This window comes from Corynebacterium tuberculostearicum, assembly GCF_030229345.1.
In the GTDB taxonomy this organism is placed as follows: Bacteria; Actinomycetota; Actinomycetes; order Mycobacteriales; family Mycobacteriaceae; genus Corynebacterium; species Corynebacterium tuberculostearicum_G.
This window is the reverse complement of record NZ_JASPGP010000018.1, coordinates 16002-39905: the sequence shown is the minus strand read 5'-3', so window position 1 is coordinate 39905 and position 23904 is coordinate 16002. Positions and strand designations below refer to the sequence as shown.

The following is a 23904-nucleotide window of genomic DNA, read 5'->3' as shown; positions in this document are numbered from 1 at the left end:
CGTGCTCTCAAAGAAAATGCTCCCCACTAGTTGTTGGCAACTGATTTCTCAGTCCAACTAATGGGGAGCAGTTCACGGAATCCCGCCGGGGCGCATGTCGTTGCTCGCTTAATTGAGCAAGCGGCTCATTACAGCGCTAGTCCATCTTGTCCAGGATATCGCCGGTGTTTTGGGCGATGCGCACGTTAGCCACCATGGCTTCCAGGAACAGCCTGATGGCGACCATGATTGCGTAGTAAATGACAGTGCTCAGTACCGCCAGGAAAATGAAAGCAAAGATGCTTCCGAAGATGGCGGACGCGGAATCTTCCCTAATGCCATAAATGCCCATGCCAGTGGCGAAAAAGAAGGCACCGAGAAGGTGAAGGATCCACATGATGCCGCCAAGAATCATGGCAACCTTGTAGATTTCCTTCACGTGGGTAAGTGTCAGGAAATGCTTGAACTCGAACTCAAAGAGTCCGCCCAATAGGCCGTCTTTCTTTCCCAAGCCCTTGAGGGTATCACTCATCTGGCTCTTCTTATTACCGAGAGTCTGGCCGGAATCGGCAGGAGCATCGCCTGCTTGCGGGAACTGTCCGAATCCCTGGCTCGTGCCCTGCTGTTGGGTGTAGCCGCCGAAAACCGGCTGATCGCTAGCGGACCGGGCGGAACCGAATTGGTTGCCGTTCGCAGCAGCGTCCGACGATGCCGAATCCGTAAATGGATTATGCGCACGGGAAGCAGCGCCCTCGCTTGGGGTGGAGGACTTCGAGGAGGCCCAGAAGTCAGAGGAGTTGCCCTCCGCGCTCGGCTGCGGGGAGGAAAGGTCACTCGAATTTCCAGACTTACCAGGCTTCTCGGTGTGGCCGAAAGACTTCGTCTCCTTGGCATTGGTAGAGCCGAATTCCTTAGTCTCATTCACCTCGGAGGCACCGGCGCCTTCGGCGCTTTTCGCAGCGTCCTCGGCGCGGTGACGCGGGGTTTCAGAAAAATCGCGCGGAGAAAAATCCTTCGGAAACCCGTCGGAGTTGAAATCATTATCAGCCATAATCTGGTCCTTAGAAAATGCTTTAGGGGGATGGTAGGAAAATGCCCCACGGTCACCCGTGGGGCCACTTGGCAGAATACAGCGTGCGCTAGGCGTTCGCGTCCTGAACGCGACGAATCGCCTCGGCGGCAACCTTTTCTTGGATGCCCATGTCTAGCTCAGAAGTGAAGCCAACACAGGAACAGTTGATCTCGCCGAGGACATAGGTGTCGGTGCCATCGGGGGCATCGTCAAGCATGAAGTCCGCGGTCCAAATCAGCGGAACGTCCTTGGTATCGCCGAGCTTTTCTGCGATAACGGGGCGGGCCTTGTCGAACATCTCGAGCAACTCCGGCCAAGATTCCGGCTTATCGTAGGTGTACTTTGCGCCGGAGAAGAGCGTGGCAGAGAAGTTGTCGCCGCCTTCCGCTGGCTTCTTGTGCACGATGAATACCGGCTCATCGCCCACGAGGAGAATGCGGATTTCACCTTCCACAATGCGCGGCATAAAACGCATGTCCACCAGCATGCCGTTATCGCCCTCAATGTACTGGTCACAGAAGTCCATGAAGGTGCCCAGCTTGTAGTCATGGGTTTGATTGTCTACTGCCTCGGTGCACTTCAGGGCGGTGTCGAGCGGGAGCGCGGTGCCCGGTTCTACGGACTGGGCAAGCTCCTGGTCCGCAAGGCGCACGCGCCAGATGCCCTCACCGGTGGAACCGCGGTTCTGCTTGAGTACGCGCTCGCCATAAGACAGCGAGGTGGGGAAAGTATTGTGCAGCTCTTCTACCTCGTAGTACGCGGCGGTATCGTCCGGCACCAGCGGGGTGTCATTGAGCTTGACCAGTGCATCTTTGGCGCCGTAGGCCATCATGTCCGCCGGAGTGGACATGCCTACCAGGCCGGCGTCTGCCAGCTTGGTGAGCAATTCGAAATAGCCCTTTTCGCCACCGGGGATATTGCCTGGGTTCACACGAGAGATATAAGCATCAAAGTTTTCAGAAACCTGGGCGTAGATCTCCTCTGCCTTGTCTGGGTGGAAGTAGATGACCTCCGCATCCCAGCCTTGTTCCTTGATCGCATTGACGATCGGCATGGTGTCCTTACGGTGACCATCTGCGCCTTTATCGGAGCCGCCCTCTACCTCAAATACAACGATTGCCTTGTGCACTAGCAGTTCCCTTCTTAGGTGGTGTTCATAGCACGTTGTCGCACCATATCCCAAGTTTATCCCAGCTTTTCCTCCCCCGCGCGGCCAACTGCCCCCTCTGCCTAACCCCACCGGCCGGCGCCCCTTTTTCCCCGGCCGAGACCTGTATCGCACACCACAGGAATGATCCCCGAGTGATCACCACGGGAAAATTCGGGTTAAAGTGGTGGGAGCAAATTACTAACCCTTATAGGAAAGGCAGGCGGACAGTGGCTGACGTTGATCCCTATCCCCCATTTCAGGAATACGCACACCCCGAGCGCCTCGTGTCTGCACCGTGGCTGTCCGCACGCCTAGGCATCAAGGGCCTGCGCGTCATTGAGGTCGATGAAGACTCGCTCCTCTATGACATTGGCCATATCCCCACCGCCACCCGCATCAACTTCCGCACGGAACTTTTGAGCCCACTTACTCGCGATTTCATCGATGGCAAAGAGTTCACTGCCTTGATGCGGGACAAGGGCATTAATGCCGACGATACGATTGTCCTTTATGGCGATAAGTCCAACTGGTGGGCCGCCTACGCCCTGTGGGTATTTACCCTCTTTGGCCACAAGGATGTTCGCCTGCTCGATGGCGGCCGCAATGCCTGGATGGCCGAGGAACGCGATACTTCCTTCATGGTGCCAGACTTCCCCGAATCCGAATACCCCGAGGTAAGCCGCGATGATTCCGTCCTGCGTGCCTTCGTAGACCAGGTGCGCGAGTCCGAAGGAGCGCTCGTGGATACCCGCTCCCCTGAGGAGTTTGCGGGCGAGGCCACCGAGCACGATCCCAATGGCGATTCCGCCTACGGCACCACCATGCGCCACGGCCACATCCCGGGCGCCATTAACCTCGAATGGGACCGTTCCAACTATCCCAACTCCTGCTTCCGCTCGGCCGAGGAGCTCAAGGTTAATTACGGAATGCTGGAGCCTGAATCTGCAACGATCCTCTACTCCCATGTGGGCGCGCAGGCCGCGCACACCTGGTTTGTGTTGACGCATCTTTTGGGATTCACAAAGACGCAGGTCTACGATGGTTCGTGGTCTGAGTGGGGCAATATGGTGAAAATGCCGATTGAGCGTTAACTTTTTCGGTTTCGCCACATAAACCCATATCCGCCATGGATGTGGGTTTATTTTTGTTCAAAAACATCCCCACTCGCGTGCGTGAAAATTAACTCATGCTTTTGTGTGCAAGAATAGATTGCGTATTCAACCTAATGTGTTCAGGAGGTTGCTGCCGTGGCAGTAGAAACCAAAAAGATCTCTAAGGTTCTCGTGGCGAACCGCGGTGAGATCGCCGTTCGCGTGATCCGCGCGGCCCGCGACGCTGGCATTGCCTCCGTCGCCGTCTACGCCGAGCCAGACGCCCAGGCACCTTTTGCCTCGCTTGCCGACGAAGCCTTTGCCCTCGGCGGCACCACTTCTGCCGAGTCTTACCTCGTCTTTGACAAGATTCTGGACGCCGCAGAAAAGTCCGGCGCCGATGCCATCCACCCCGGCTATGGCTTCTTGTCTGAAAACGCCGACTTTGCCCAGGCCGTCATCGACGCCGGCCTGACCTGGATTGGCCCCTCCCCCGAGTCCATCCGAGATTTGGGAGATAAGGTTACCGCGCGGCACATCGCCGAACGCGCCGAAGCCCCCATGGCCCCCGGCACCAAGGATCCGGTAGCCGGCGCCGATGAGGTCCAGTCCTTCGCCATGGAATACGGCCTGCCCGTAGCCATCAAGGCTGCCTTTGGCGGCGGCGGCCGCGGCATGAAAGTGGCCTACTCCGCAGAGGAAATCCCCGAGCTTTTTGAATCTGCTACCCGTGAGGCAACCTCCGCCTTCGGCCGCGGCGAGTGCTTCGTAGAGCGCTACCTGGATCGAGCCCGCCACGTCGAGGCCCAGGTGCTGGCGGATAAGCACGGCAACGTAGTCGTCGTCGGCACGCGCGATTGCTCCCTGCAGCGCCGCTTCCAAAAGCTGGTCGAAGAAGCCCCGGCTCCTTTCCTCACTGATGAGCAGCGCGCCTCCATCCACGAGTCCGCCAAGCGCATCTGCCGCGAGGCCGGCTACTACGGCGCAGGCACCGTGGAATACCTGGTGGGCGCCGATGGCCTCATTTCCTTCCTAGAGGTCAATACCCGCCTGCAGGTGGAGCACCCAGTTTCCGAGGAAACCACCGGCCTCGATCTCGTGCGCGAGCAATTCCGTATCGCTGAGGGCCACGAGCTCTCTCTGAAGGAAGACCCCACCCCGCGTGGCCACGCCTTCGAGTTCCGCATCAACGGCGAGGATGCCGCGGCGAACTTCATGCCGGCCCCTGGCACCATTGTGAAGTACTCCGAGCCAGCAGGTCCGGGCGTGCGCGTTGATTCCGGCGTCGTCCAGGGCTCCGTTATTGGCGGCCAATTCGATTCCATGCTGGCCAAGCTCATCGTCTGGGGCCCAGACCGCGAGACCGCGCTGCGTCGCTCCGCCCGCGCCCTGTCCGAGTACACGGTGGAGGGCCTGCCCACCGTTATCCCGTTTGACCAGGCTGTCGTTGCTGACCCTGCCTTTACCGCAGAAGACTGCAACTTCCGTGTCTACACCAAGTGGATCGAAGAGGAATGGGATAACCAGCTGCCCGCCCACGATGAGTCCACCGATGCCGAAGCCGCCGACTCAGAGCCTTCCCAGGTGCACACCGTGGAAATCGATGGCCGCCGCATCGAGGTGGCCCTCCCCGCCTCCTTCGGCGCCAACGGCGCCCCGCGCAAAAAGAAAAAGCGCAAGGGCTCTGGCGCCAAGGCCGCAGTGTCCGGCGATGCCGTTACCTCCCCAATGCAGGGCACGGTCATCAAGGTCAACGTCGAAGAAGGCCAAGAGGTCACCGAGGGCGAGGTCCTCCTCGTGCTCGAGGCCATGAAGATGGAAAACCCCGTCAAGGCACATAAGGCCGGCACCGTTACCGGCTTAGCCGTGGAAGCAGGCGCTTCTACCACCAAGGGCAGCGTACTGCTGGAAATCAAGTAACCTACCCCGCTAGCCTTGGAAGAATGACTGATTCTTCCCTCGGCGTGCGCTTGGCCAAGGAAGAGGACCGCGACTATCTTGCGGGCCTCTTCCCTTCTTCTATTGCGGACTGGTCCCCCATTGTGGACGGCGGGGTCATCGCCCTGCCCATGGCCGCCAACGAGGACCCCACCGTTGCTCCCCGCGGCGCCGCGCTCCTGCGCTACTATCCCGCTGCCGACAAGGGCCCAGCTTTCTTGGGCGATCCCTCGGCGCACCCGCTTGACGACGCCACCTGGCTCACCCCCTTCGACCCCGAAGACATTCCCGAGCTCATCGTCTCCAGCGATGACCCCGCCGCCCGCGAGTTGCTTATTGCCAACGCGATCGACCTCGCGGCCGAGCAGACTGCCCCCGGCATCTCTTCCGCTGAGCCCTTGCCCGGATTTGAAGAGCTCGCCCCCGGTAAGTTCTTCCGCCGCTTCTAGCTCGCCCCTAGGTCCGGCCGCCCTCCTGCTAACCTAGCTACGATGCTGAAAATAGATGCAACTTATGGACATTCCACCGCTTTAGGGCGCCTGAATCGCACCTTCGACGCCAGTCGCGTATACGGCTTGAAGGGCCCCAATGGTGCGGGTAAATCTACGCTGCTGCAGTCCTTGAGCGGCGAAATTGCCCCACTCGAGGGCACCGTTACCATTGACGGTGCCGCACCCGGCAGCGCAGAGGCCGCCGGCTCCGTCATCGCAGTTGCGGATCCGGTCTTCTTACCCGACCTCACCGTCGGCGAGCACTTCACCCTGCTTTCGCGCCGCTCCGGCGTGGACTTTGCCGAGGTTCATGAACTTTGGGCCATCGACGACGCCATCCGGAACTCCGCGGTCAGCGACCTTTCTTCTGGCCAGCGCCAACGCGTCTACCTCGCGGCCCAGCTCTATCAGCCGGCCAAGGCCCTGCTTATCGACGAACCCGAGCGCCACCTTGACCACACCTGGACCGCCTTCTTGGCCGAGGAGCTGCGCCACCTCGCCGCCGAGGGCCGCTGTGTAGTGCTGGCCTCCCACTCTCCGGCCATCTTCGATGCCTGTGATGAAGTGGTGGAGATTTCATGAAGTTTTTATCCCACGCTTCCTCAGCCATCTATTACGCCTTCATCGCGGCGCTCATCGCGAGCGTCAGTGTCTACGCTTGGCAGAATGCCGCCGAGGTTTTACCCTCGCTCGCGCAGCGCACAGCCGCGTCCCTGCCCGCCACCGCGACCATCGGCGCTGGGGTCGGCTCCCTCGCCCTCATCGTTCTTCTTGAGGCGCTCTATCCGCTGCGCAGCCTTTCGCTCAGCCGGTGGGTCTATGTGGATAGGCCGCGGGGGCGTATGCGGGGCGTCGATAAGCTGTCCATTGCCCAGCTCGCCGGCGTGAGCCTCCTCGGCCTCGCCCTGTGTACGTCGCTGCGCCTTCCGCTCTATGCGGCGATAGCCCTCCCCTTGCTGCGCATTGCGATCGGCTGGCGTTCCTTCGACCTCGCCTCGCTTCTTCGCGCGGGCCGCACCCGTGCCGTCGGCTCGTCCTCCTTTGGACTCTTGGATTCTGAGGTTTCTGCCGATGCCATTGCCTCCCAGTCGGCGCGCCTGCGCCCCAGCTCGCGCGCCACGGCGTCGCCCAGCCGCCTCTTTTTCCGGCGCCTATACCGCCGCTGGTACATCTCGCTCGGCGCGGTAGCTGTCATCGGCCTCACCCTAGGCCTTGTCCCACAACTCGGCAGCTTGGCGCTCATAGGATTCGCTGCCGCATGGACCATCGTCGGCGCAGCCACCGGCCGCGCCGCATCCTTTGGCCGCATCATCGACGGAACCTGGCCCGACTGGGGACTTCCCCTGACCGCGACAGCCGGTGCCGCTGTTCTCGGTACCGCCTTCATCGCCGCCGTGTGGAAGCTGCCGGTACTCGTACTCGCCGCGTGCTGTTTAGGACTTACCTACGCCTCCTTCAAGCGCTCCCGCCCAGCGCGAGTGACCACCATGAACATCATCGACACCGGTGGCTTCGGCGCTTCATTCTCCCCCGAAGTCTTCGGTTACTTCCTGCGCGGTGGCTACGGCATTGCGGCCGTAGCTGTGGTCCTCTTCTTTTAGTCGCCCTGCGCTTTCCCCAGGTACGCCACTTCAATAAGTTGCACATACCTGGGGATTTCTTTTGAGCTTTATTCTGTATTACTTCACATAACACAGTTTGTGTTACTATAAGTAATACAGAATAAAGATTGGAGGTGACAGATGTTCATTAACCTCAACCCCGATTCAGATGTCCCCGTCTTCCAACAAATCCACGATGAAATAGTACTGGCCATAGCTCGCGGCCAGCTCTCTGATGGCGACAAGCTAGACCCTGTCCGCCGCGTCGCCAAAGACATAGGCATCAACCCAGCCACCGTAAAGAAGGCGTACGACCTCTTGGTCTCTGACGGCCTCGTTGAAACTGCCGGCCGCTCCGGCTCCATCGTCAGACCCGGCGCTCACACCGAGGCTCAAGAAAGACAACTAGCTGAGCAATTAGGCCGAGTAGTTGCGCTCGCCCGTGCCCAAGGCTTTAGCCCAGATGAGCTCCACACCCACCTCAGCTCCACTCTTAAACACTTGGAAGTATCGTCATGATTTTCGCCCTCTTAATGGCCGCCACAACTCTCGCAATTACTTGGATTATGGCCAAAGCCCCCTCCCTTGCCTCGCCCGGCACACCGCTCGGTGTGCGCGTGCCAAAGGCCTACCTTTCCGATAGCGCAGTTACCTCTGCGTTTGCTGGATACAAGGTACGTACTTGGGGCTTCGGCATCGCGGCAACAATTCTGTCCCTCTTTGCCTGGAAATTGCCACTCCTCGCCGCCGTACCGTCCCTCTTGGTGACGCTCGGCGGCTTGTGGGCCTACATCTCTCAACGCCGCCGCATCATCGCGGCGAAAAAGACCGGCGGTTGGTTCGACGAGGTCGAAACCACCATCGCTGCTCGTGTTTCCACCACCGCCAATGGCACACCCGAATTCGAAGGCATCCCCACGCCGACTTTTCCGTGGGTAACAATGCTCGCCTCCCTGTTGTGCATCGCGGCCGGTGCCATCATCGTCGCTTCCCACTGGTCCGATATTCCTGACCCCGTTCCAGTGCACTGGAATTCTTCCATGGAGGCGGATAATTGGAGCGAAAAGAACATCGGCAGCGTATTTTCTATCTCCTTCATCGCCTTAGGAATGCTCTTGCTTTTCGCCATCATCTGCTCTTTTATCGCACATAGTGAGGTATCCCCACGTTCAGAACGCAGCATTAAAGCTCGACTGCGCAATGAAGCCAACCTCGCCTTCACGAATACCGTCATGGGAGTTCTCACCCTGCTCGTGTGTGCTGGTATAGCTTTCATGCAAGTAACCGGCCCTGTACCGCAATTTCAGCGGTTCAACGGCGCCGCCATTATCACGATGTTGGTGCTTACCATCGGTGGCAGCATCGGACTGGTTGCGTTTCTTCTCTACAAACAATCTCAATTATCCGAGCAACTGCGTGGAATCCGCTTTCCCGATGAAGACAAAGAGTCACCGGACAATGACCACCTCTATAAATGGGGCGTGATGTACTACAACCCAGAGGATCCGGCGGTACTAGTGGATAAGCGCTTCGGCACAGGCGTGTCGTTCAACTTCGCCCGCTGGCAGGCCAAGGCATTCCTCATCATCACGCTTCTGGTTCTGGTCGGCTCAATAGCGCTACCTTTCCTACTAGGCTGAAAATTTTAGCCCTCCCCGCTGAATCACGATTTTCGTCCATATAAACCACCAAAACCGTCGACGAAATCGGTGGTTTATATGGACGAAAGTCGCGAAAGCCGCCTGCAGACAGCACAGCGCCCCGCTTCTAGAGGTTTGCTCGAAGGAAGCGGGGCGCTGGCGTGCGTCAGTTAGTTGATGACGGCGATGAGGTCGCCGCCTTCCACCTTGGTGGCCTGGCCGATGGCTACACGCTCGACCACACCATCCTTGGTGGCGGAGATGGATGCTTCCATCTTCATTGCCTCGATGACGGCGATTTGATCGCCTGCCTTAACCTCGTCGCCAGGCTTGGCGGTGGGGTTGACCACGCCGGCGAATGGTGCGGCGACGTGTCCTTCGTTGGAGGGGTCGGCCTTTTCTACGGTAGCGACCGTGGATTCGGCGTTCTCGTCGCGTACCTTCATCGGGCGGATCTGGCCGTTGACGTTGAGAACCACGTTACGCATGCCCTTTTCGTCCGGCTCACCCACGGCGTCGAGGCGCACCACGACCTGCTTGAGGTCGGCGCGATCGGTGGAGTCCTCTGGGAAGTAGTGGACGACCTTTTCTTCGCCTTCGGTAAGACCGTAGAAGAAGGTGGTATCCGTCAGCGCCTCAGTGTTGCCGTACTTGCGGCGGAACTCGTTGAATTCCTCGAACTGCTTCGGGAACAGGAGGCGGTTCAGGCTGGCGCGGCGCTCATCCGAGTTATCGGATTCCAGATGCGGCTGTTCTTCCGCAGGGACCTCGCTCACCTTGGCGCCGGTTTCCTCGCGGCCATCGAGCACCTTATCGCGCAGCTCCGGCCAACCGCCCGGAGGGGTACCGAGCTGGCCGCGGAGGAACTGGTTGACCGAGTCCGGAATATCGAACTTGGTCGGGTTGGCAGCGAAGTCATCAGGGTCTACGCCTGCACCGACAAGGTGAAGGGCGAGGTCGCCCACGACCTTGGAGGACGGGGTGACCTTGGTCGGACGGCCCAGCATCTCATTGACGGCTGCATAGGTGTCCTCGATGACCTCGAAGCGGTCCGCCAAGCCAAGGGCATCGGCTTGGGCACGCAGGTTGGACAGCTGGCCGCCTGGAATCTCGTGCTTGTACACGCGACCGGTCGGGCCAGGGATACCGTTCTCAAACGGGGCGTAGAGCTGACGCACGGCTTCCCAGTAGGGCTCGAGATCCGATACGGCCTGCAGGTCGATGCCGGTATCGCGCTTGGACTGGGAGAACGCTGCAATAAGGGCGGACAGCGACGGCTGCGAGGTGGTACCGGCAAGCGGCGCGGAGGCGCCGTCGACAATGTCTGCGCCGGAGAGAGCGGCCGCATAGTAGGTTGCCATCTGGCCGCCCGCGGTATCGTGCGTGTGCACGTGCACCGGCAAGTCGAATTCCTTGCGCAGCGCCATAACCAGCTTGGAAGCGGCCTCAGGGCGGAGCAGACCGGCCATATCCTTGATGGCAAGGATATGGGCACCGGACTCTACAATCTGCTCGGCCAGCTTGAGGTAGTAATCCAGCGTGTATAGGTTCTCCTTCGGCGACGAAAGGTCACCGGAGTACGCCATGGCCACCTCAGCAACGGTGGTATTGGTCTCGAGGACGGCATCGATGGCGGGGCGCATCTGGGAGACGTCGTTAAGAGCATCGAAAATGCGGAAGACGTCCACGCCGGACTTGGCTGCTTCCTGGACAAAGCCGCGGCAGACCGAATCCGGGTACGGGGTATAGCCCACGGTATTGCGTCCGCGCAGGAGCATCTGGATGTTCTGGTTTGGCATAGCCTCGCGCAGCATGTCCAGGCGGACCCACGGGTCTTCGTGGAGGAAGCGCATGGCGACGTCATAAGTCGCACCACCCCATGCCTCGACTGAGAAAAGGTTCGGGGTCATGCGGGCTACGGCTTCGGCTGCAGAAACCAGGGCGGTGCTACGCACGCGGGTAGCCAGCAGGGACTGGTGGGCGTCGCGAAAGGTGGTATCCGTAACCATCAGCGCATTCTGCTGGCGGATCTTCTCCGCCCACTTTTGCGGGCCAAACTCGAGCAGGTCATCGCGGGAACCGCGCGGGAGCGGCTCGGAAAGGTCCAGCTCAGGAAGCTTATCAAACGGACGCAGAGCCGTCGGACGCTTACCGTTGGGCTTATTAACGGTGGTCTCCGCGATGTATTCGAGGATGCGACCAGATTCGTCGACTGCCGGCGGAGCCTTGAGCAGGTGCGGGTGTGCGTTGATGAATCCGGTGTCCACGCGGGTCTGAGTGAAGTCCGGTTCGCGCAGCAAGGCGCGCAGGAAGCCGATATTAGTGGCCACGCCGGAGACGGTGAACTCGTTGAGCGCACGCTGGGCGCGCTGCACGGCCTGCTCGAAAGTGACGCCGCGGCAGGTCATCTTCACCAGCAGGGAGTCGAAGTTGGGCGAAACCTCTGCGCCCACGGAAGTTGCACCGTCCAGGCGCACGCCGGCGCCGCCCGGCGAACGATACGCGGTCAGCGTGCCGGTATCGGGACGGAAGCCGTTATTCGGGTCCTCGGTGGTAATGCGGCACTGCAGGGCAGAACCGGTGATGGAAATCTTGTCTTGGGCGAGGTGAATATCTTCCAGCGATGCGCCGGCCGCGATATTCATCTGGGCCTTGACGATGTCTACGCCGGTGATTTCCTCAGTCACGGTGTGCTCCACCTGCACACGCGGGTTCATTTCGATGAAGACGTGGTTGCCGCGCTCATCGACGAGGAACTCCACGGTGCCCGCACCCTCGTAATTGATGTGCTCACAGAACTTCACCGCATCCTCGCAGATGCGGTCACGCAGCTCGGAATCCAGCGACGGCGCCGGCGCAATCTCTACCACCTTCTGGTGGCGGCGCTGCACCGAGCAGTCACGCTCGAAGAGGTGAACCACGTTGCCCTGGCTATCGGCCAGAATCTGCACCTCGATGTGCTGCGGCTTAATTACCGCAGTCTCTAGGTACACGCTGCCGTCGCCGAATGCCGCCTCCGCCTCGCGCGAAGCCTCGGCCGCCTTTTCGCGCAGCTGATCCTCGGATTCCACGAAGCGCATGCCGCGCCCGCCGCCACCGGCGACAGCCTTAACGAATACGGGGAAGTTAAAGTCCTTGGAGTATTCCACCAGCTTATCGACGTCCGTCGATGGCTCCGAGTCCTGCAACGTCGGCAGCCCAGCTTCCTTCGCCGCACTAACTGCCGCAGCCTTATCACCGGTCAGGTCCAACGTGCTTGGGGTCGGACCAATGAACTTAATGCCATTGTCCTCACACGCACGAGCAAGATCCGCGCGCTCCGAAAGGAATCCGTAGCCGGGGTAAATGGCATCCGCTTCGGCCTTCTTGGCGGCGCGGATAATCTCATCAATGTCCAAATATGCCTTGACCGGCTGCCCCTCGGCGCCGATGCGGACGGCCTCATCCGCGAAGGCGCGGTGGAAGGAGTTTCGGTCTTCGCGAGGATAGACCGCGACGGTCTTTGCCCCTGTCTCAAAGGCAGCACGGAATGCACGCACGGCGATTTCGCCGCGGTTGGCTACCAGAATCTTTTTGAACGATGGAAGCGCGGGATTAGCCACTTCGGTGTTCCTTTCAACTCGGAAGGTACTGCGATACAGCACCTCCTCTTGGGTGATCCGTATCTCAGTTTAGAGATCGAAACCTTTCTTGTCTGCCCATTTTCAAGCGGAGTTTGCCACACTATCCAGCACTTAAACCGCTGCACGGACGATTTCTGCAGCCCGACCAGTAATAACAGGGTTAGCCGTTCTGTAAATCCTGCAAATTTTTGCCTCAACAAAATATGCAGCGGGGACACCTGCGTACCCAAGTGAACCGTTGTTGACCGAACGCCTTCCCGGCTATATGGTTACCCACATAGGTGGTAAACCCATACACCACGGGAGGAATCACATGAAGCATGTACGAGAGGCCGCACCATGAGCGATACCCGGCCCATTTATCAGCAACTAGCAGGAGGAATCAGGGACATGATTATTTCCGGTGAGCTCGCCGAGGGCGAACGCGCCCCCAGCACCAATGAGCTTTCGGCTTTCCACTCCGTTAACCCAACTACCTCCGCAAAGGCTCTGACTGTCCTCTTCGAGGAGGGCCTTTTGGAAAAGCGGCGCGGTTTGGGCATGTTTGTGCGCGAAGGCGCGCGCGAGAAGGTCCGCCACCAACGCCAAGAAGCCCTTAGGGAAGATTTCATCGTTCCGCTTCTCAAGGAAGGAGCCGCGCTGGGCTTAAGCGCCAGCGATATCGCCGACCTCATCGAAGCCGAAGGAGACCACCATGACGCACCTTAAGATGCACAATGTCAGCTGCAAGCGCCGCCTGCACGTGCCACACCTGGAGCTCACCGCCGGCATGTATGGGCTTATCGGACCCAATGGCGCGGGCAAGACCACGCTCTTGCGCACAGTAGCAGGGTTCCTGCCCGCAAAGGGCAGCATCGATACCTCACAGGTAGCGATTGCGCGCACCGGCGCCGATATCTTGCTCGCCGGTTCCACCGTGGCCCAACACCTGCGCGCCGCACAGCATGTGCGCGCGGGATTCGACGTGGGGTATGCGGAGGAGCTGTTGGATAAGGTGGGCGTCGATAAGCGCAGCAAGAACCGCACCTTGAGCACCGGCCAGCGCCAACTGGTTGCCTGTGCCACTGCCCTGGCAGCACGCACGCCGGTCACCCTCCTCGATGAGCCTTTCAATGGCTTGGACGCGCCAACGCGCACGCGCTTGCGCGAGCTCATTATCGCCCACGCCTCCGGCACCCCGGACTGGCTGCTGGTACTTTCTTCTCACCGCGCCGAGGACCTCGTCGGCCTGGTTGACCACGTGATTACCGTGCACGACGGCACCGTCAATAAGCCCACCGACCTGGAGTCCCAACGGCCGCACTACCCCGTGCTTAGCGGCAACACCAAGGACGTGGAGCAAGCACTCGCGCTTGCCGACGCCCTCCCACTCCACCAATCCTCGCTTGGCTCGACCACCAAAGTTAATGCTTGGTCCCCGGTGCCGTTTCCGGACGATACCGTGGACGCCACCCAAATCACCGTCTCCTACCTTGACGACGGCCAGCTCATTGATTCCCTTGTTTCCCGCGCCCATGAATCCACCCGCACCTCACAAGAGGAGTCCTAGCCATGAAACTGCTTAAGACCTTTAATCTCAACGCCACAAAGACCTTTATCGCCGTTTGCATTATCGTCGCATTGCTGTGGAGCGTGCCTTATTTCCTGCCCACCGACCCAACAACGATTAGCGCTAACCCTGCTGGCTGGGGAATTCTCGCCGTATTCATTTGGGGCCTCTACTGCGCCTTCACCGCAACTGAATACCGGGCCCTTCGTGGACTGGGAATGCGCCCACAGCAGTGGCTGATGAGCATGCACGCGACCCTATGGCTAGCCGCGTTCGTATTCGGCGCCATTGCTTGGCTGACATTTTATGTCGCGCTACGCGCTGGCGTAGACATGTACTCGTCGTGGGTTATCTCTCCTGGCAGTTCCGGTCTCAGGCCTCTCTTCGCTCGAGTCGCGACCTTGGGAAGCTTTATTTGTGGCCACCTACTTACCGGATACATCGGCACTTTCATCGGCTTAGTGGTCAGTAGCGCCAAACAACGTTCTCTGTTCACCCGGTTCTTGCTTATTGTTGGCATCCTTGTCGGCTTCTATGCAGCAGCACTCCTGCTGGCAATTCTTATTGATAGCCTAGGGACTGTCCACATCGGCGCCCCTTGGCCAGGTTTATTCTTCTTCTCGGCTTTGACTGTCATCGTTTTCTCACTGGTGATGCATCAGTTAGCGCGGCGAGTCCAGCCTTAGACTATCCGTGGAAAACGGCTACTCCCCCACCCCGAGAATGAAAATTGTCTCTGGAGGAGGGGGAGCTTGTGAGTTTTAGAAGGACTTCGGCGGAACCGAACGCTGCTCCTCGCCGTTATAAGCGGATAACGGGCGGATAAGCGAGTTATTCTCGTTCTGCTCTACGATGTGCGCAGTCCAACCGGTAATGCGGGCCATCACAAAGATTGGCGTGAAGAATTCAATGTCAAAGCCCAGGATGTGATAGGCAGGTCCAGCCGGGAAGTCGAGGTTGGGTTTGATCTTGATGGAGGTGTTTTCCTCCATCGTCTTGGCCATGACGTCATACATCTCAACCCACTGGGTCTGGTCGTGCTGTTCGGCCAGCTCCTTAAACGCTGCCTCCATTGTCGGCACGCGGGAGTCGCCGTTTTTGTAGACGCGGTGACCAAATCCCATGACCAATTCCTTGTTAGCCAGCTTCTTCTTGGTCCACTCTTCTGCCTTGGCAGGATCGGCAACCTCCAGGAAGTTTTTCATCACGGCCTCGTTGGCACCGCCATGCAGAGGCCCTTTGAGCGCGCCGATGGCCGCGACGATGGCGGAATAAGTATCGGACATGGTGGAGGTCACCACGCGGGCAGCGAAGGTGGAAGCGTTAAAAGAGTGCTCAGCGTAGAGGATGAGGGACTTATCAAAGGCCTCGATATCGGCGCGGTTGGTAGCTGGGGAGCCTTCCTCATCACCGAAGACCATCCAGAGGAAGTTCTCCGCAAAGCCCTTCTTGCGGGAGGGTTGGATGTAGCCTTCGCCGTGGCGGCGCCGGATATCAAGCGCAATGATGGTGGGAATCTTGGCCATAAGCTCCAGCGCGGTGCGACGGATGTGCTCGGAATCCTTGGTGTATTCCTCTGGGTCTTGGGAACCGATATAGGAAATGGCGGTACGCAGTACATCCATTGGGTGGCACGATAGCGGCATGGACATGATGAGGTCGATGACGTGGCGCTCTAGGTGGCGCAGGGCCTTCTCGCGAGCGGAGAATCGGATAAGCGATTCTTGGCCTGGCAGTTTGCCGTTCCACAGCAGATAGGCCACTTCCTCAAAGGAGCAGTACCGGGCAAGCTCTTGGACGGGATAGCCGCGGTAGGTCAGCGAGTTGGTCTCAGGGACGACCTTGGACACGGCAGTCTCATCGACGACGACGCCATACAGGCCCTTGCGGATTTCGGGGGTCTGGTTCTTATCGGACATGGTGGGAATTCTCCTTAGCTTTCGAAGGTTGGTCGGTAGGTGTCTTTGGAATAGGTGAAAACGGATTGGTCGAAGTCGTTGTATTCCTCGTAGCGCACCAGCTCATAAAGGCGGGAACGGTGTTGCATGCGCTCGAGCCAGTCAGTTTGTAAGCCGGTTTCATGCATATCCCGCAGGAAATCCTCGGTGGCGCCCATAGCCACGCGGAAGGTGGAGACAGGCCAGATGACTGCGTTATAGCCGAGGTCTTCTAGCTGTTGCGCCGAAAGCAACTCGGTCTTGCCGAATTCGGTCATATTTGCCAGCAACGGGGTGTCAACAGCGGCGCGGAATTTTTCAAAGTCTGCTGGCTGGTACAACGCCTCAGTGAAGATAAGGTCCGCACCAGCATCGGCGTAAGCCTTTGCACGGTCGATGGCGTCATCGATGCCATTGACTCCTGCGGCATCGGTGCGGGCACAAACAATGAAGTTAGGGTCGCGCCGCTCGTTGACCGCGGCGCTAATACGGCGGAGCATAATATCTGTGTCCACCACCTCTTTGCCGTCGAGGTGGCCGCAGCGCTTCGGGTTGACTTGGTCTTCAAGGTGGCATCCGGCCAGGCCTGCGTCTTCGAGTGCGGCTATGGTGCGGGCGGCGGACATGGGTTCGCCGAAGCCAGTGTCGGCGTCGACAAGCACGGGCAGGTCCGTCGCGCGGGCAATCTGGCCCGAACGCTGCGCCACCTCAGTCAAGGTGGTCAGGCCAATATCGGGAAGGCCCAAATCATTGGCCAGCACCGCGCCGGAGACATAAACTCCGCCGAAACCACCGATATCCTGAATTAGCCGCGCGGTCAGAGGATTGAACGCGCCCGGCAATCGGGTAATGGTGCCGGATTCAAGGTCGGCGCGGAATTGCTGACGCTTTTCCGCGGGAGTTTTCAAAGAGCCAAATAGTCCAGCCATTAGAAGAGTCCTTCCGGTTTCTGGGGTGCGGCGGCGAGGTGAGCATCGGTCACCCGCACGTTTAACTCGGTAAGGTCAGTGAGATTTTCCAAGTTTTGGACGGCGTTGAGGAAGCGCTCTTGTTCGGCTTCATCCACGATGCCGTTTGCGAGTTTTCTGAACTTCTCTATGTATTGCTCGCGTGCAAAGGGTCGGGCACCAAGCGGGTGGGCGTCAGCAACGGCGCGCTCATCTTCTACCACCGTGCCGTCTTTGAAAGTGATCACAGCCTTGCCGCCAAAGGCCTTTTCAGAAAGGTCGTTGGAGTGATAACGGCGGGTCCACTCGGGGTCCTCGACGGTGGAAATCTTGTGCCAAAGTTCGATGGTCTCCGGGCGGTTGGCACGCTCGGGAGCATAAGAAGCCTCGTGGTCCCACTCGCCGTCCTCAAGGGCGACGGCAAAGATGTACATGATGGAATGATCCAGCGTCTCCCGGGAAGCAGAGGGATCCATCTTTTGCGGATCATTGGCACCGGTACCGATGACATAGTGCGTGTGGTGCGAGGTATGCAGAACGATGGACTCGATATCCGCTGTCCTCAGTCCCCTTTCTGCCAGGGTTTTCTTCAATGCAAAGGCCATATCAATGGGCGCTTGGGCCTGGTATTCGGCCGAGTGTTCCTTGGTGTAGGTATCCAAGATGGCTCGTTTTGGCTCGCCGTCCTCCGGCAGCGGGACGGAGTAAGTGCGCTCCGGCGAGTGCAGCATCCACGCGATGAACCCATCCTCGCCTTCCCAGATGGGCGCCGGTGCGCCCTCGCCACGCATCGCCCGGTCGACGGCCTCAATGGCCATTTTTCCCGCGAAGGCTGGGGCATAGGCCTTCCAGGAAGAAATCAGTCCCTTGCGGGATTGGCGGGTGGCGGTCGTGGTGTGCAACGCCTGACCCACCGCCTGGTAGATCGTGTCCCTATCCAAACCGAGCATGGTACCGATGCCGGCGGCCACGGAGGGCCCGAGGTGCGCTACATGGTCAATCTTGTGCTCGTGCAGGCAAATTCCCTTAACGAGGTTGACCTGGATTTCATAGCCGGTAGCGATGCCGCGGATAAGATCACGGCCGCTAAGGCCCTTGTGCTGCGCGGTAGCAAGAAGCGGCGGAATATTGTCCCCTGGGTGCGAGTATTCAGCGGCGAGGAAGGTGTCGTGATAGTCCAGCTCACGGACCGCTGTGCCGTTGGCTAGGGCGGCCCATTCGGCCGAGTAGGCTCCATCCACACCAAATACAGTGGAACCTCCCTCGCTTACCGGGTGTGCCTGCGCCATGGTGCGGGCGGAGGTTACAGGCCCCCGTGCCACGGAGGCCATAGCCACAGCTGCGTTGTCGATAATGCGGTTAATAATCATGTCGGTGGTCTCAGCTGGGACCTCTACGGGGTCCGCGGCCACTTCTGCCACCTTGTATGCCAAGTGTTCCTCATAGGGAAATTCCTCGGCGGATTTATGGGTGCGTACCTCGTGCTTCTTCACTAGATGGGTCCTCCTTCACTCTGCGGTGCGTCTCACATCACACTAAATGCTTGAATGTGCTCTGCGCTATAAGTAGGGTGTGTGTAATCTAGCGGAACGATTCAGTGGAATCTGCAAACCTTGTGGTTTCTTCTGTTCACGGCGGCGAAAGGTGGCCGAACTAGCGATGACCAAGCATTATGCGGGGGCACGAATCCATGCACTGCGCAAGCAGCGGGGGCTAACACAGGTAGCGATGGCCAAACAGTTGGGACTATCAACCAGCTACCTCAACCAGCTCGAAAACGATCAACGCCCGCTTACCGTCACCGTGCTCATGCAGCTGACCCAGCGCTTCAATGTGGATCCCGGATATTTCGCAGACGACCGCGATACGCGCACCATCACCGACCTGCGCCGCATCTTTCCCGACGCCGCCGAAGAGTCCTTGGCCGACCTAGCCTCGCGCTTTCCGGAGCTCATGCCCCGCTTCGTCGACGTCGCCACCCGCGCCCCAGCGCGGGAGCGCTCCCCTTTTGAGCTTGTCCGTGATTTTTTCTACGACGCCCATAACTACATCCACGAGCTCGATGTCCTAGCTGAAGAGCTCGCCGGCCAGCTCGGTGACCGGGTGCTACGCCGTGGCCGTTTAGCGTCCCGCATGCACGAGGACCTCGGCGTTACCGTCCGCTTTTCCCGGCCGGGGCCACGCCGCGACTTCGATCCAGACACCCGGGAGCTTGCGCTTCGTGACGGCCTTTCCGAAGCCCAATTGGTCTTTGAAATGGCGCTCCAATACTGCCTGCTCGCCTACCGCGATGTCTGCGATAACCTCGTCTCCGAGCTTCCTGCCGGCGAGGCGCAAGAACTAGCTACCTTAGGGCTTGCACAGTACTTCGCGGCCGCGGTCACCATGCCCTATCAACCGTTCCTGTCGATGGCTGAGAAGACCCGCTACGATATCGACCTTTTGTGCAACTACTTTGGCACCGGTTTCGAAACCACCGCACAACGCCTGGCCACCCTCCAGCGCCCAGGCCTTACCGGCGTGCCCTTTTCCTTCATCCGCACCGACCGCGCTGGGAATATCTCCAAGCGCCAATCTTCCACCGCCTTCCACTTCGCCCGCTCGGGCGGGTCATGCCCATTATGGGTAGTCCACCGCGCCTTTGAGACGCCCAATCGCATCACCCGCCAGGTAGCCGCCATGCCAGACGGTCACGTCTACCTGTGGATAGGTCGCTTTGTGCAAGGAACCGCACAATCTTGGGGAACCCCTCGTAAAGAGTTCGCCGTGGGCTTAGGCTGCGATATCTCTGAGGCCGACCGCATTGTCTACGCCGATGCGCTTAATTTAGACGTATCCGCCGCCACCCCTATCGGCCCTGGTTGTACCGCTTGCCCGCGCGAGCATTGCCCCCAGCGTGCTCTTCCTCAAGCGGATCGCGCCATCCAGGTTTCACTCAATCGCACCGCCGAGCATTCTTACTCCACCTTTTAGCGGCGCATGAAAAAGCGCCCGATCTCGACTGCTTATCGAGTGCGGGCGCGAAGAGAGGAATTGGTTTCGTTTACTCCAGATCGTCGTGGGCAACGAGGCGTCGTGCAGCCTCGGTGATGGTGCCCGACAGGGACGGGTATACGGCGAAGGAATCGGCCAGCTGGTTCACGGTGAGCTGGTTCGTCACGGCCATGGCAATGGGCAGAATGAGCTCGGAGGCGGTCGGCGCAACGATGACGCCACCGATAACGCGGCCAGAGGTGGCGCGGCAGAAGAGCTTGACAAAGCCGTGCTGCAGGGAACGCATCTTGGCTCGCGGGTTGGTATTGAGCGGCATGGTGATGGTGCGGGCGGCGACTTCGCCGGCCTCAATCTCTGCCTGGGTGAAACCGACGGCGGCGATTTCCGGACGGGTGAAGACGGCGTTGGCCACGGTCTTCAGGCGCAGCGGGGAAACGCCCTCACCCAGTGCGTGGTACATGGCTACGCGGCCCTGCATTGCGGCGACGGACGCCAATGGGAAGAGGTCAGAGCAGTCGCCAGCGGCGTAGATGCCGGCAATATTGGTGCGGGAGACGCGGTCGACCTGAATGTGGCCGGACTTGGCGGTTTCCACGCCGACATTCTCCAGCTTGAGGTCCTGGGTATTCGGGACAGAGCCGATGGACATGATGACGTGGGAGCCGGTGATTTCGCGGCCGTCCTGCGTGGTGACCAGGACGTTGCCATCCTCGGTGCGGTTGACGGTTTCCACGCGGCAGTTCTTTTCCAGTTCCACGCCGCGCTCGCTCAGCACGGTCTCGAGGACGTCGGCCGCATCGGCGTCGTCATGCGGCAAAATACGGTCGCGGGAGGCAACCATAGTGACCTTCACACCCAGCTCTGCAAAGGCGGAGACGAACTCGGCACCGGTGACGCCGGAACCGACGACGATGAGGTGCTCCGGCAGCTCAGTGAGGTTGTAGACCTGCTGCCAGGTAAGGATGCGCTCGCCATCCGGCTGAGCGCCGGGGAGAATGCGAGGGGTGGCGCCGGTGGCTACCAAGACAAGATCTGCGTTAATGGTTTCCTCGTGGCCGTCCTCGTTGAATACCGCGGTGACCTTGTGGCCGCCAAAGGCATCGGCTTCCTGATCCTCTGGGAAGTAGCCGCGGCCGTCAATAACGCGGGCGCCTAGGGATTCCACCGTGGCGCGGATATCGGAGGACTGCTTGCTTGCCAGGTCCTGCACACGCTTATTCAGAGCGGTCAGGGAGAGGTGGGCCTGGCCAATGCCTTCGTTGAGCTTCATATCCTCGGCGCGGCGCAAGTCGGTCTTGATATTAGCGCCGGCGATGAAGGACTTGGAAGGAACGCAGTCCAAGATAACGCTGTTACCGCCCATGCCTTGGTCTTCAATAATGGTGATTTCTGCACCATACTTGGCGCCTGCCAATGCGGCTTCATAGCCTGCCGGGCCACCGCCGATGATGACAATTCGCTTGGTCTGGTTCAACACGCACTTGCTCCTTTATCAGCTCCACTTTAAAAGTCGCTTACGAGTCTAACGTGTAGGACCTTAAAGCGCGTTAGTCTGTCTCCGCATTCTCCCCAATGAACTGCTCAACCACGGCGCCGAAGAGCTTGATGCCCACACCTATGGCCCGCTCATCCACGATGAGATCGCCCATATGCAGGTCATGCTGCTCGCCCTCGCCGGACCAGCAGCCAAGCCGCGCCATGGAACCGGGGACCTTTTCTAGGTACCAGGAAAAGTCCTCGCCGCCGGAGGATTGCGGGGCTTGCACGACGGCCTGCGGATCGATGGATTGGGCTGCGGAGGCAAGCAGGGCGGTTGCGACGTCGTCGTTAAGCACCGGCGGAACGCCGCGGTTATAGGTCAGCTCATGTTCTACGCCTACCGGCGCAAGGATTTGATCCACCAGCTCGGTAAAGAGGCTTTGCATATCGCGCCAGATGACAATATCCGCCGTGCGCATGGTGCCGGTCAAGCTGCCGGTCTCCGGAATGGCATTGGGCGCATAGCCGGAATTGACCTGGCCAAAAACCAAAACGGTGCCGGTGCGTGGGTCAACGCGGCGCGAAAGCAGCGCGGGCAGTTCAGTGATGACCTTGCCCAGGGCATAGACGACATCGGCCGACAGGTGCGGCCGGGAGGTATGCCCGCCTGGGCCCTTGATATTGAGCTCCACCACGTCGGTAGCAGAAGTGATCGCCCCGGCGCGGATACCGATGCGCCCCACGCGCAGCTTGGGCTCGGCGTGGATGGCAAAAATGGAATGCACGCCCTCCAGCGCGCCCCATTCAATGACGTCGGTCGCACCGCCGACCCATACCTCTTCGGCCGGCTGGAAGATGACGCGAATGCCCAGCGGCAGGTCGTGGACGCGCTGGAAATCCGCCAATGCACAGGCCAGACCGAGCGCCACGGTGGTGTGCACGTCGTGGCCGCAGGCATGCATCTTTCCGGGAACTTCGGAGGTATATTCCAGCCCGGTGACCTCGGTGACCGGCAGGGCGTCGATATCGGCGCGGAAGGCCAGCCGGCCTAGCTCCGTATCGGGGCCTATGTCTACCATGAGGCCGGTCTGTGGGAAGCGCTGTGGCTCCAAGCCATAGTCCTGCAGGATAGAGGCTAGGAAGTTGGTGGTTTCCACCTCTTGGTTCGCGGTTTCCGGGTGGCGGTGGATATGGCGCCGCCACGCGATGACCTCCGCACGGTGGGCATTGAACCACTCGTTGATGAATTCCGAGATCATCCGCGTGCCTTCCCTGTCGTTGAAATACGTCTGGGTGCAAAGTCTACAACTAGACCATGCGGTTCAGTAACTCAGGTGGTGATGCGGGGTGCGCTAGTTCAGGGCGCCGTTCCACGTGGCGGCAAACCGACGCCGGTCCACATAGCCTTGCGGGAAAGGCGCGACGTCCTCGGCGACGGCCACCGCGGAATCGGTCAAATGTCCTTCCACCACGTCCCCACCGGCCGGCAGCAGCACCGCCGGCGGGATTTCTAGAGCCAAGGCCAGCTTATATACCGTAGACAGCTGCGGATCGGCCATGGCGTGCATGCCATTTTCGTTGCGCTCCAGATTGGAAATTTGGCTGCGCGATACCCCAGAAATCTCCGCCAGCGCCTGTTGCGAAATCCCCCGACGCTGTCGCACCCGCCGCAATTGTTGCGAAAATCCGTGGCCGTAGCTCGACCACATTAGATGAATGAAACTCATATTCTCCCCCTGGAAAGTGCGGTCGCCTTTCCAGGGAGAAGATTACCTTAAAGGTCGATATTGCGCGGACCGTAGAGGCGGTCACCAGCATCGCCCAAGCCCGGCACGATATAAGCATCCTCGTTGAGCGAAGGATCGATAGCGGCGGTGACTAGGCGCACCGGCAGATCGGATTCAGCCAGCGCATCCACACCCGGCTGCGCCGAGACCATGCAGATGGCGGTGATATCGGTGGCGCCGCGGCCAGCGAGCAGGCGCAATGCGTGCAGCAGGGAACCACCGGTGGCCAGCATTGGATCCACCACGAACACCGTACGGCCGGTCAGGTCCTCCGGCAATGCCTCCAGGTACGGCACCGGCTCGTGCGTCTCTTCGTTGCGGGCCATGCCAATGAAGCCGACCTGCGCATCCGGAATCATAGACAGGGCCGGGTCCACCATGCCCAGCCCGGCGCGGATGATCGGCACGATGATGGGCGGGTCCTGCAGGCGGGTTCCCTGTGCGGTAGAAACCGGGGTGGCGCAGTCGAAGTTCTCCACGGCAAGGTCGCGGGATGCTTCATAGACAAGCATGGCGCCCAAGTCTTTCAGGGCGGCGCGGAAAGCGGAGTTATCGCTGCGCGCATCGCGCATGAGGGTAAGGCGGGAGGCGGCAAGCGGGTGGTCTACTACGTGGATGTCCATGAC

21 protein-coding genes are annotated in these 23904 nt (G+C 59.8%); 11 read left to right on the top strand and 10 right to left on the bottom strand.

Translation table 11 applies throughout. The features are described 5' to 3' along the window. Positions 1-136: 136 nt before the first annotated feature. Positions 137-1030, bottom strand: a complete 894-nt coding sequence (locus QP884_RS10805; protein ID WP_284822012.1) for a DUF4282 domain-containing protein — start codon at positions 1028-1030, stop codon at positions 137-139. Between the two features lie 88 nt (positions 1031-1118). Then, positions 1119-2180 (bottom strand): Cj0069 family protein, encoded by a 1062-nt coding sequence (locus QP884_RS10800; RefSeq protein ID WP_284822011.1) that lies wholly within the window; start codon positions 2178-2180, stop codon positions 1119-1121. A 248-nt stretch (positions 2181-2428) separates the two neighbouring features. Here QP884_RS10800 and QP884_RS10795 point away from each other — a divergent pair, with 248 nt between their 5' ends. From QP884_RS10795 to QP884_RS10765, 7 genes are all read left to right on the top strand, one after another. Further along, positions 2429-3292 carry a sulfurtransferase gene (locus tag QP884_RS10795; protein ID WP_150850515.1) on the top strand — a complete coding sequence of 288 codons (864 nt, stop codon included), beginning with the start codon at positions 2429-2431 and terminating at the stop codon, positions 3290-3292. A gap of 156 nt (positions 3293-3448) precedes the next feature. Further along, positions 3449-5212 (top strand): acetyl/propionyl/methylcrotonyl-CoA carboxylase subunit alpha, encoded by a 1764-nt coding sequence (locus QP884_RS10790; protein ID WP_284822010.1) that lies wholly within the window; start codon positions 3449-3451, stop codon positions 5210-5212. 23 nt (positions 5213-5235) lie between these two features. Beyond that, entirely contained in the window at positions 5236-5679 is a 444-nt protein-coding gene (locus tag QP884_RS10785; protein ID WP_005326740.1) for a hypothetical protein, read from the top strand. Positions 5680-5721: 42 nt separating this feature from the next. Then, positions 5722-6303, top strand: coding sequence for an ABC transporter ATP-binding protein (locus tag QP884_RS10780; RefSeq protein ID WP_284822009.1), 582 nt, complete (start codon positions 5722-5724; stop codon positions 6301-6303). Continuing rightward, positions 6300-7322: an ABC transporter permease gene (locus QP884_RS10775; RefSeq protein ID WP_284822008.1), complete on the top strand. Its 1023-nt coding sequence runs from the start codon at positions 6300-6302 to the stop codon at positions 7320-7322. The genes QP884_RS10780 and QP884_RS10775 overlap by 4 nt, the downstream gene beginning before the upstream one ends. Positions 7323-7463: 141 nt before the next feature. Next, positions 7464-7841 carry a GntR family transcriptional regulator gene (locus tag QP884_RS10770; RefSeq protein ID WP_284822007.1) on the top strand — a complete coding sequence of 126 codons (378 nt, stop codon included), beginning with the start codon at positions 7464-7466 and terminating at the stop codon, positions 7839-7841. Between the two features lie 14 nt (positions 7842-7855). Then, positions 7856-8962: a DUF5808 domain-containing protein gene (locus tag QP884_RS10765; RefSeq protein WP_284822006.1), complete on the top strand. Its 1107-nt coding sequence runs from the start codon at positions 7856-7858 to the stop codon at positions 8960-8962. Between the two features lie 170 nt (positions 8963-9132). On the opposite strand, the gene QP884_RS10760 is transcribed toward QP884_RS10765, so the two are convergent. Further along, on the bottom strand, positions 9133-12564 hold the full coding sequence (locus QP884_RS10760) for a pyruvate carboxylase (protein ID WP_284822005.1): 3432 nt from the start codon (positions 12562-12564) through the stop codon (positions 9133-9135). Between the two features lie 360 nt (positions 12565-12924). On the opposite strand from QP884_RS10760, the gene QP884_RS10755 reads away from it, so the two are divergent. The 3 genes from QP884_RS10755 to QP884_RS10745 are packed head-to-tail and all read left to right on the top strand — an operon-like array spanning position 12925 to position 14820. Further along, entirely contained in the window at positions 12925-13293 is a 369-nt protein-coding gene (locus tag QP884_RS10755; RefSeq protein ID WP_284822004.1) for a GntR family transcriptional regulator, read from the top strand. Continuing rightward, entirely contained in the window at positions 13280-14134 is an 855-nt protein-coding gene (locus QP884_RS10750) for an ATP-binding cassette domain-containing protein (protein ID WP_284822003.1), read from the top strand. The genes QP884_RS10755 and QP884_RS10750 overlap by 14 nt, the downstream gene beginning before the upstream one ends. A 2-nt stretch (positions 14135-14136) precedes the next feature. Then, on the top strand, positions 14137-14820 hold the full coding sequence (locus tag QP884_RS10745) for a transglycosylase (RefSeq protein WP_239278883.1): 684 nt from the start codon (positions 14137-14139) through the stop codon (positions 14818-14820). Between the two features lie 75 nt (positions 14821-14895). Here the strand turns inward: QP884_RS10745 and QP884_RS10740 are convergent, their stop codons facing one another. From QP884_RS10740 to prpD, 3 genes are read right to left on the bottom strand one after another with little or no spacing between them, the layout of a single operon-like run. Then, positions 14896-16053, bottom strand: coding sequence for a bifunctional 2-methylcitrate synthase/citrate synthase (locus tag QP884_RS10740; RefSeq protein ID WP_284822002.1), 1158 nt, complete (start codon positions 16051-16053; stop codon positions 14896-14898). 14 nt (positions 16054-16067) lie between these two features. Continuing rightward, positions 16068-17000, bottom strand: a complete 933-nt coding sequence (prpB, locus tag QP884_RS10735; RefSeq protein WP_269954136.1) for a methylisocitrate lyase — start codon at positions 16998-17000, stop codon at positions 16068-16070. Continuing rightward, the gene (prpD, locus tag QP884_RS10730; protein WP_284815267.1) at positions 17000-18511 is read right to left on the bottom strand and encodes a 2-methylcitrate dehydratase PrpD; all 1512 of its coding nucleotides are present in this window, start codon (positions 18509-18511) and stop codon (positions 17000-17002) included. Before prpD ends, prpB begins: the two co-directional genes overlap by 1 nt. 166 nt (positions 18512-18677) lie before the next feature. Between prpD and QP884_RS10725 the strand changes: the two genes are divergently transcribed. Next, the gene (locus QP884_RS10725) at positions 18678-19991 is read left to right on the top strand and encodes a short-chain fatty acyl-CoA regulator family protein (protein ID WP_284822001.1); all 1314 of its coding nucleotides are present in this window, start codon (positions 18678-18680) and stop codon (positions 19989-19991) included. Between the two features lie 70 nt (positions 19992-20061). On the opposite strand, the gene QP884_RS10720 is transcribed toward QP884_RS10725, so the two are convergent. The 4 genes from QP884_RS10720 to upp form a co-directional block, all read right to left on the bottom strand. Beyond that, positions 20062-21489, bottom strand: coding sequence for an NAD(P)H-quinone dehydrogenase (locus tag QP884_RS10720; protein ID WP_225745899.1), 1428 nt, complete (start codon positions 21487-21489; stop codon positions 20062-20064). Positions 21490-21559: 70 nt separating this feature from the next. After that, positions 21560-22750 carry a M20 family metallopeptidase gene (locus tag QP884_RS10715; protein WP_284822000.1) on the bottom strand — a complete coding sequence of 397 codons (1191 nt, stop codon included), beginning with the start codon at positions 22748-22750 and terminating at the stop codon, positions 21560-21562. Positions 22751-22843: 93 nt separating this feature from the next. Next, positions 22844-23218: a helix-turn-helix domain-containing protein gene (locus QP884_RS10710; RefSeq protein ID WP_225745900.1), complete on the bottom strand. Its 375-nt coding sequence runs from the start codon at positions 23216-23218 to the stop codon at positions 22844-22846. Positions 23219-23265: 47 nt separating this feature from the next. Next, positions 23266-23901, bottom strand: coding sequence for a uracil phosphoribosyltransferase (upp, locus tag QP884_RS10705; protein WP_049378022.1), 636 nt, complete (start codon positions 23899-23901; stop codon positions 23266-23268). Between the last annotated feature and the right edge of the window lie 3 nt (positions 23902-23904).

Excerpts from the sequence above, each read along its gene's own strand:
- QP884_RS10805 (WP_284822012.1), bottom strand. The coding sequence starts at position 1,030 with ATGGCTGATAATGATTTCAACTCCGACGGGTTTCCGAAGGATTTTTCT.
- QP884_RS10785 (WP_005326740.1), top strand. The coding sequence starts at position 5,236 with ATGACTGATTCTTCCCTCGGCGTGCGCTTGGCCAAGGAAGAGGACCGC.
- QP884_RS10780 (WP_284822009.1), top strand. The coding sequence starts at position 5,722 with ATGCTGAAAATAGATGCAACTTATGGACATTCCACCGCTTTAGGGCGC.
- QP884_RS10775 (WP_284822008.1), top strand. The coding sequence starts at position 6,300 with ATGAAGTTTTTATCCCACGCTTCCTCAGCCATCTATTACGCCTTCATC.
- QP884_RS10770 (WP_284822007.1), top strand. The coding sequence starts at position 7,464 with ATGTTCATTAACCTCAACCCCGATTCAGATGTCCCCGTCTTCCAACAA.
- QP884_RS10765 (WP_284822006.1), top strand. The coding sequence starts at position 7,856 with ATGGCCGCCACAACTCTCGCAATTACTTGGATTATGGCCAAAGCCCCC.
- QP884_RS10755 (WP_284822004.1), top strand. The coding sequence starts at position 12,925 with ATGAGCGATACCCGGCCCATTTATCAGCAACTAGCAGGAGGAATCAGG.
- QP884_RS10750 (WP_284822003.1), top strand. The coding sequence starts at position 13,280 with ATGACGCACCTTAAGATGCACAATGTCAGCTGCAAGCGCCGCCTGCAC.
- QP884_RS10745 (WP_239278883.1), top strand. The coding sequence starts at position 14,137 with ATGAAACTGCTTAAGACCTTTAATCTCAACGCCACAAAGACCTTTATC.
- QP884_RS10740 (WP_284822002.1), bottom strand. The coding sequence starts at position 16,053 with ATGTCCGATAAGAACCAGACCCCCGAAATCCGCAAGGGCCTGTATGGC.
- prpB (WP_269954136.1), bottom strand. The coding sequence starts at position 17,000 with ATGGCTGGACTATTTGGCTCTTTGAAAACTCCCGCGGAAAAGCGTCAG.
- QP884_RS10725 (WP_284822001.1), top strand. The coding sequence starts at position 18,678 with ATGACCAAGCATTATGCGGGGGCACGAATCCATGCACTGCGCAAGCAG.
- QP884_RS10715 (WP_284822000.1), bottom strand. The coding sequence starts at position 22,750 with ATGATCTCGGAATTCATCAACGAGTGGTTCAATGCCCACCGTGCGGAG.
- QP884_RS10710 (WP_225745900.1), bottom strand. The coding sequence starts at position 23,218 with ATGAGTTTCATTCATCTAATGTGGTCGAGCTACGGCCACGGATTTTCG.
- upp (WP_049378022.1), bottom strand. The coding sequence starts at position 23,901 with ATGGACATCCACGTAGTAGACCACCCGCTTGCCGCCTCCCGCCTTACC.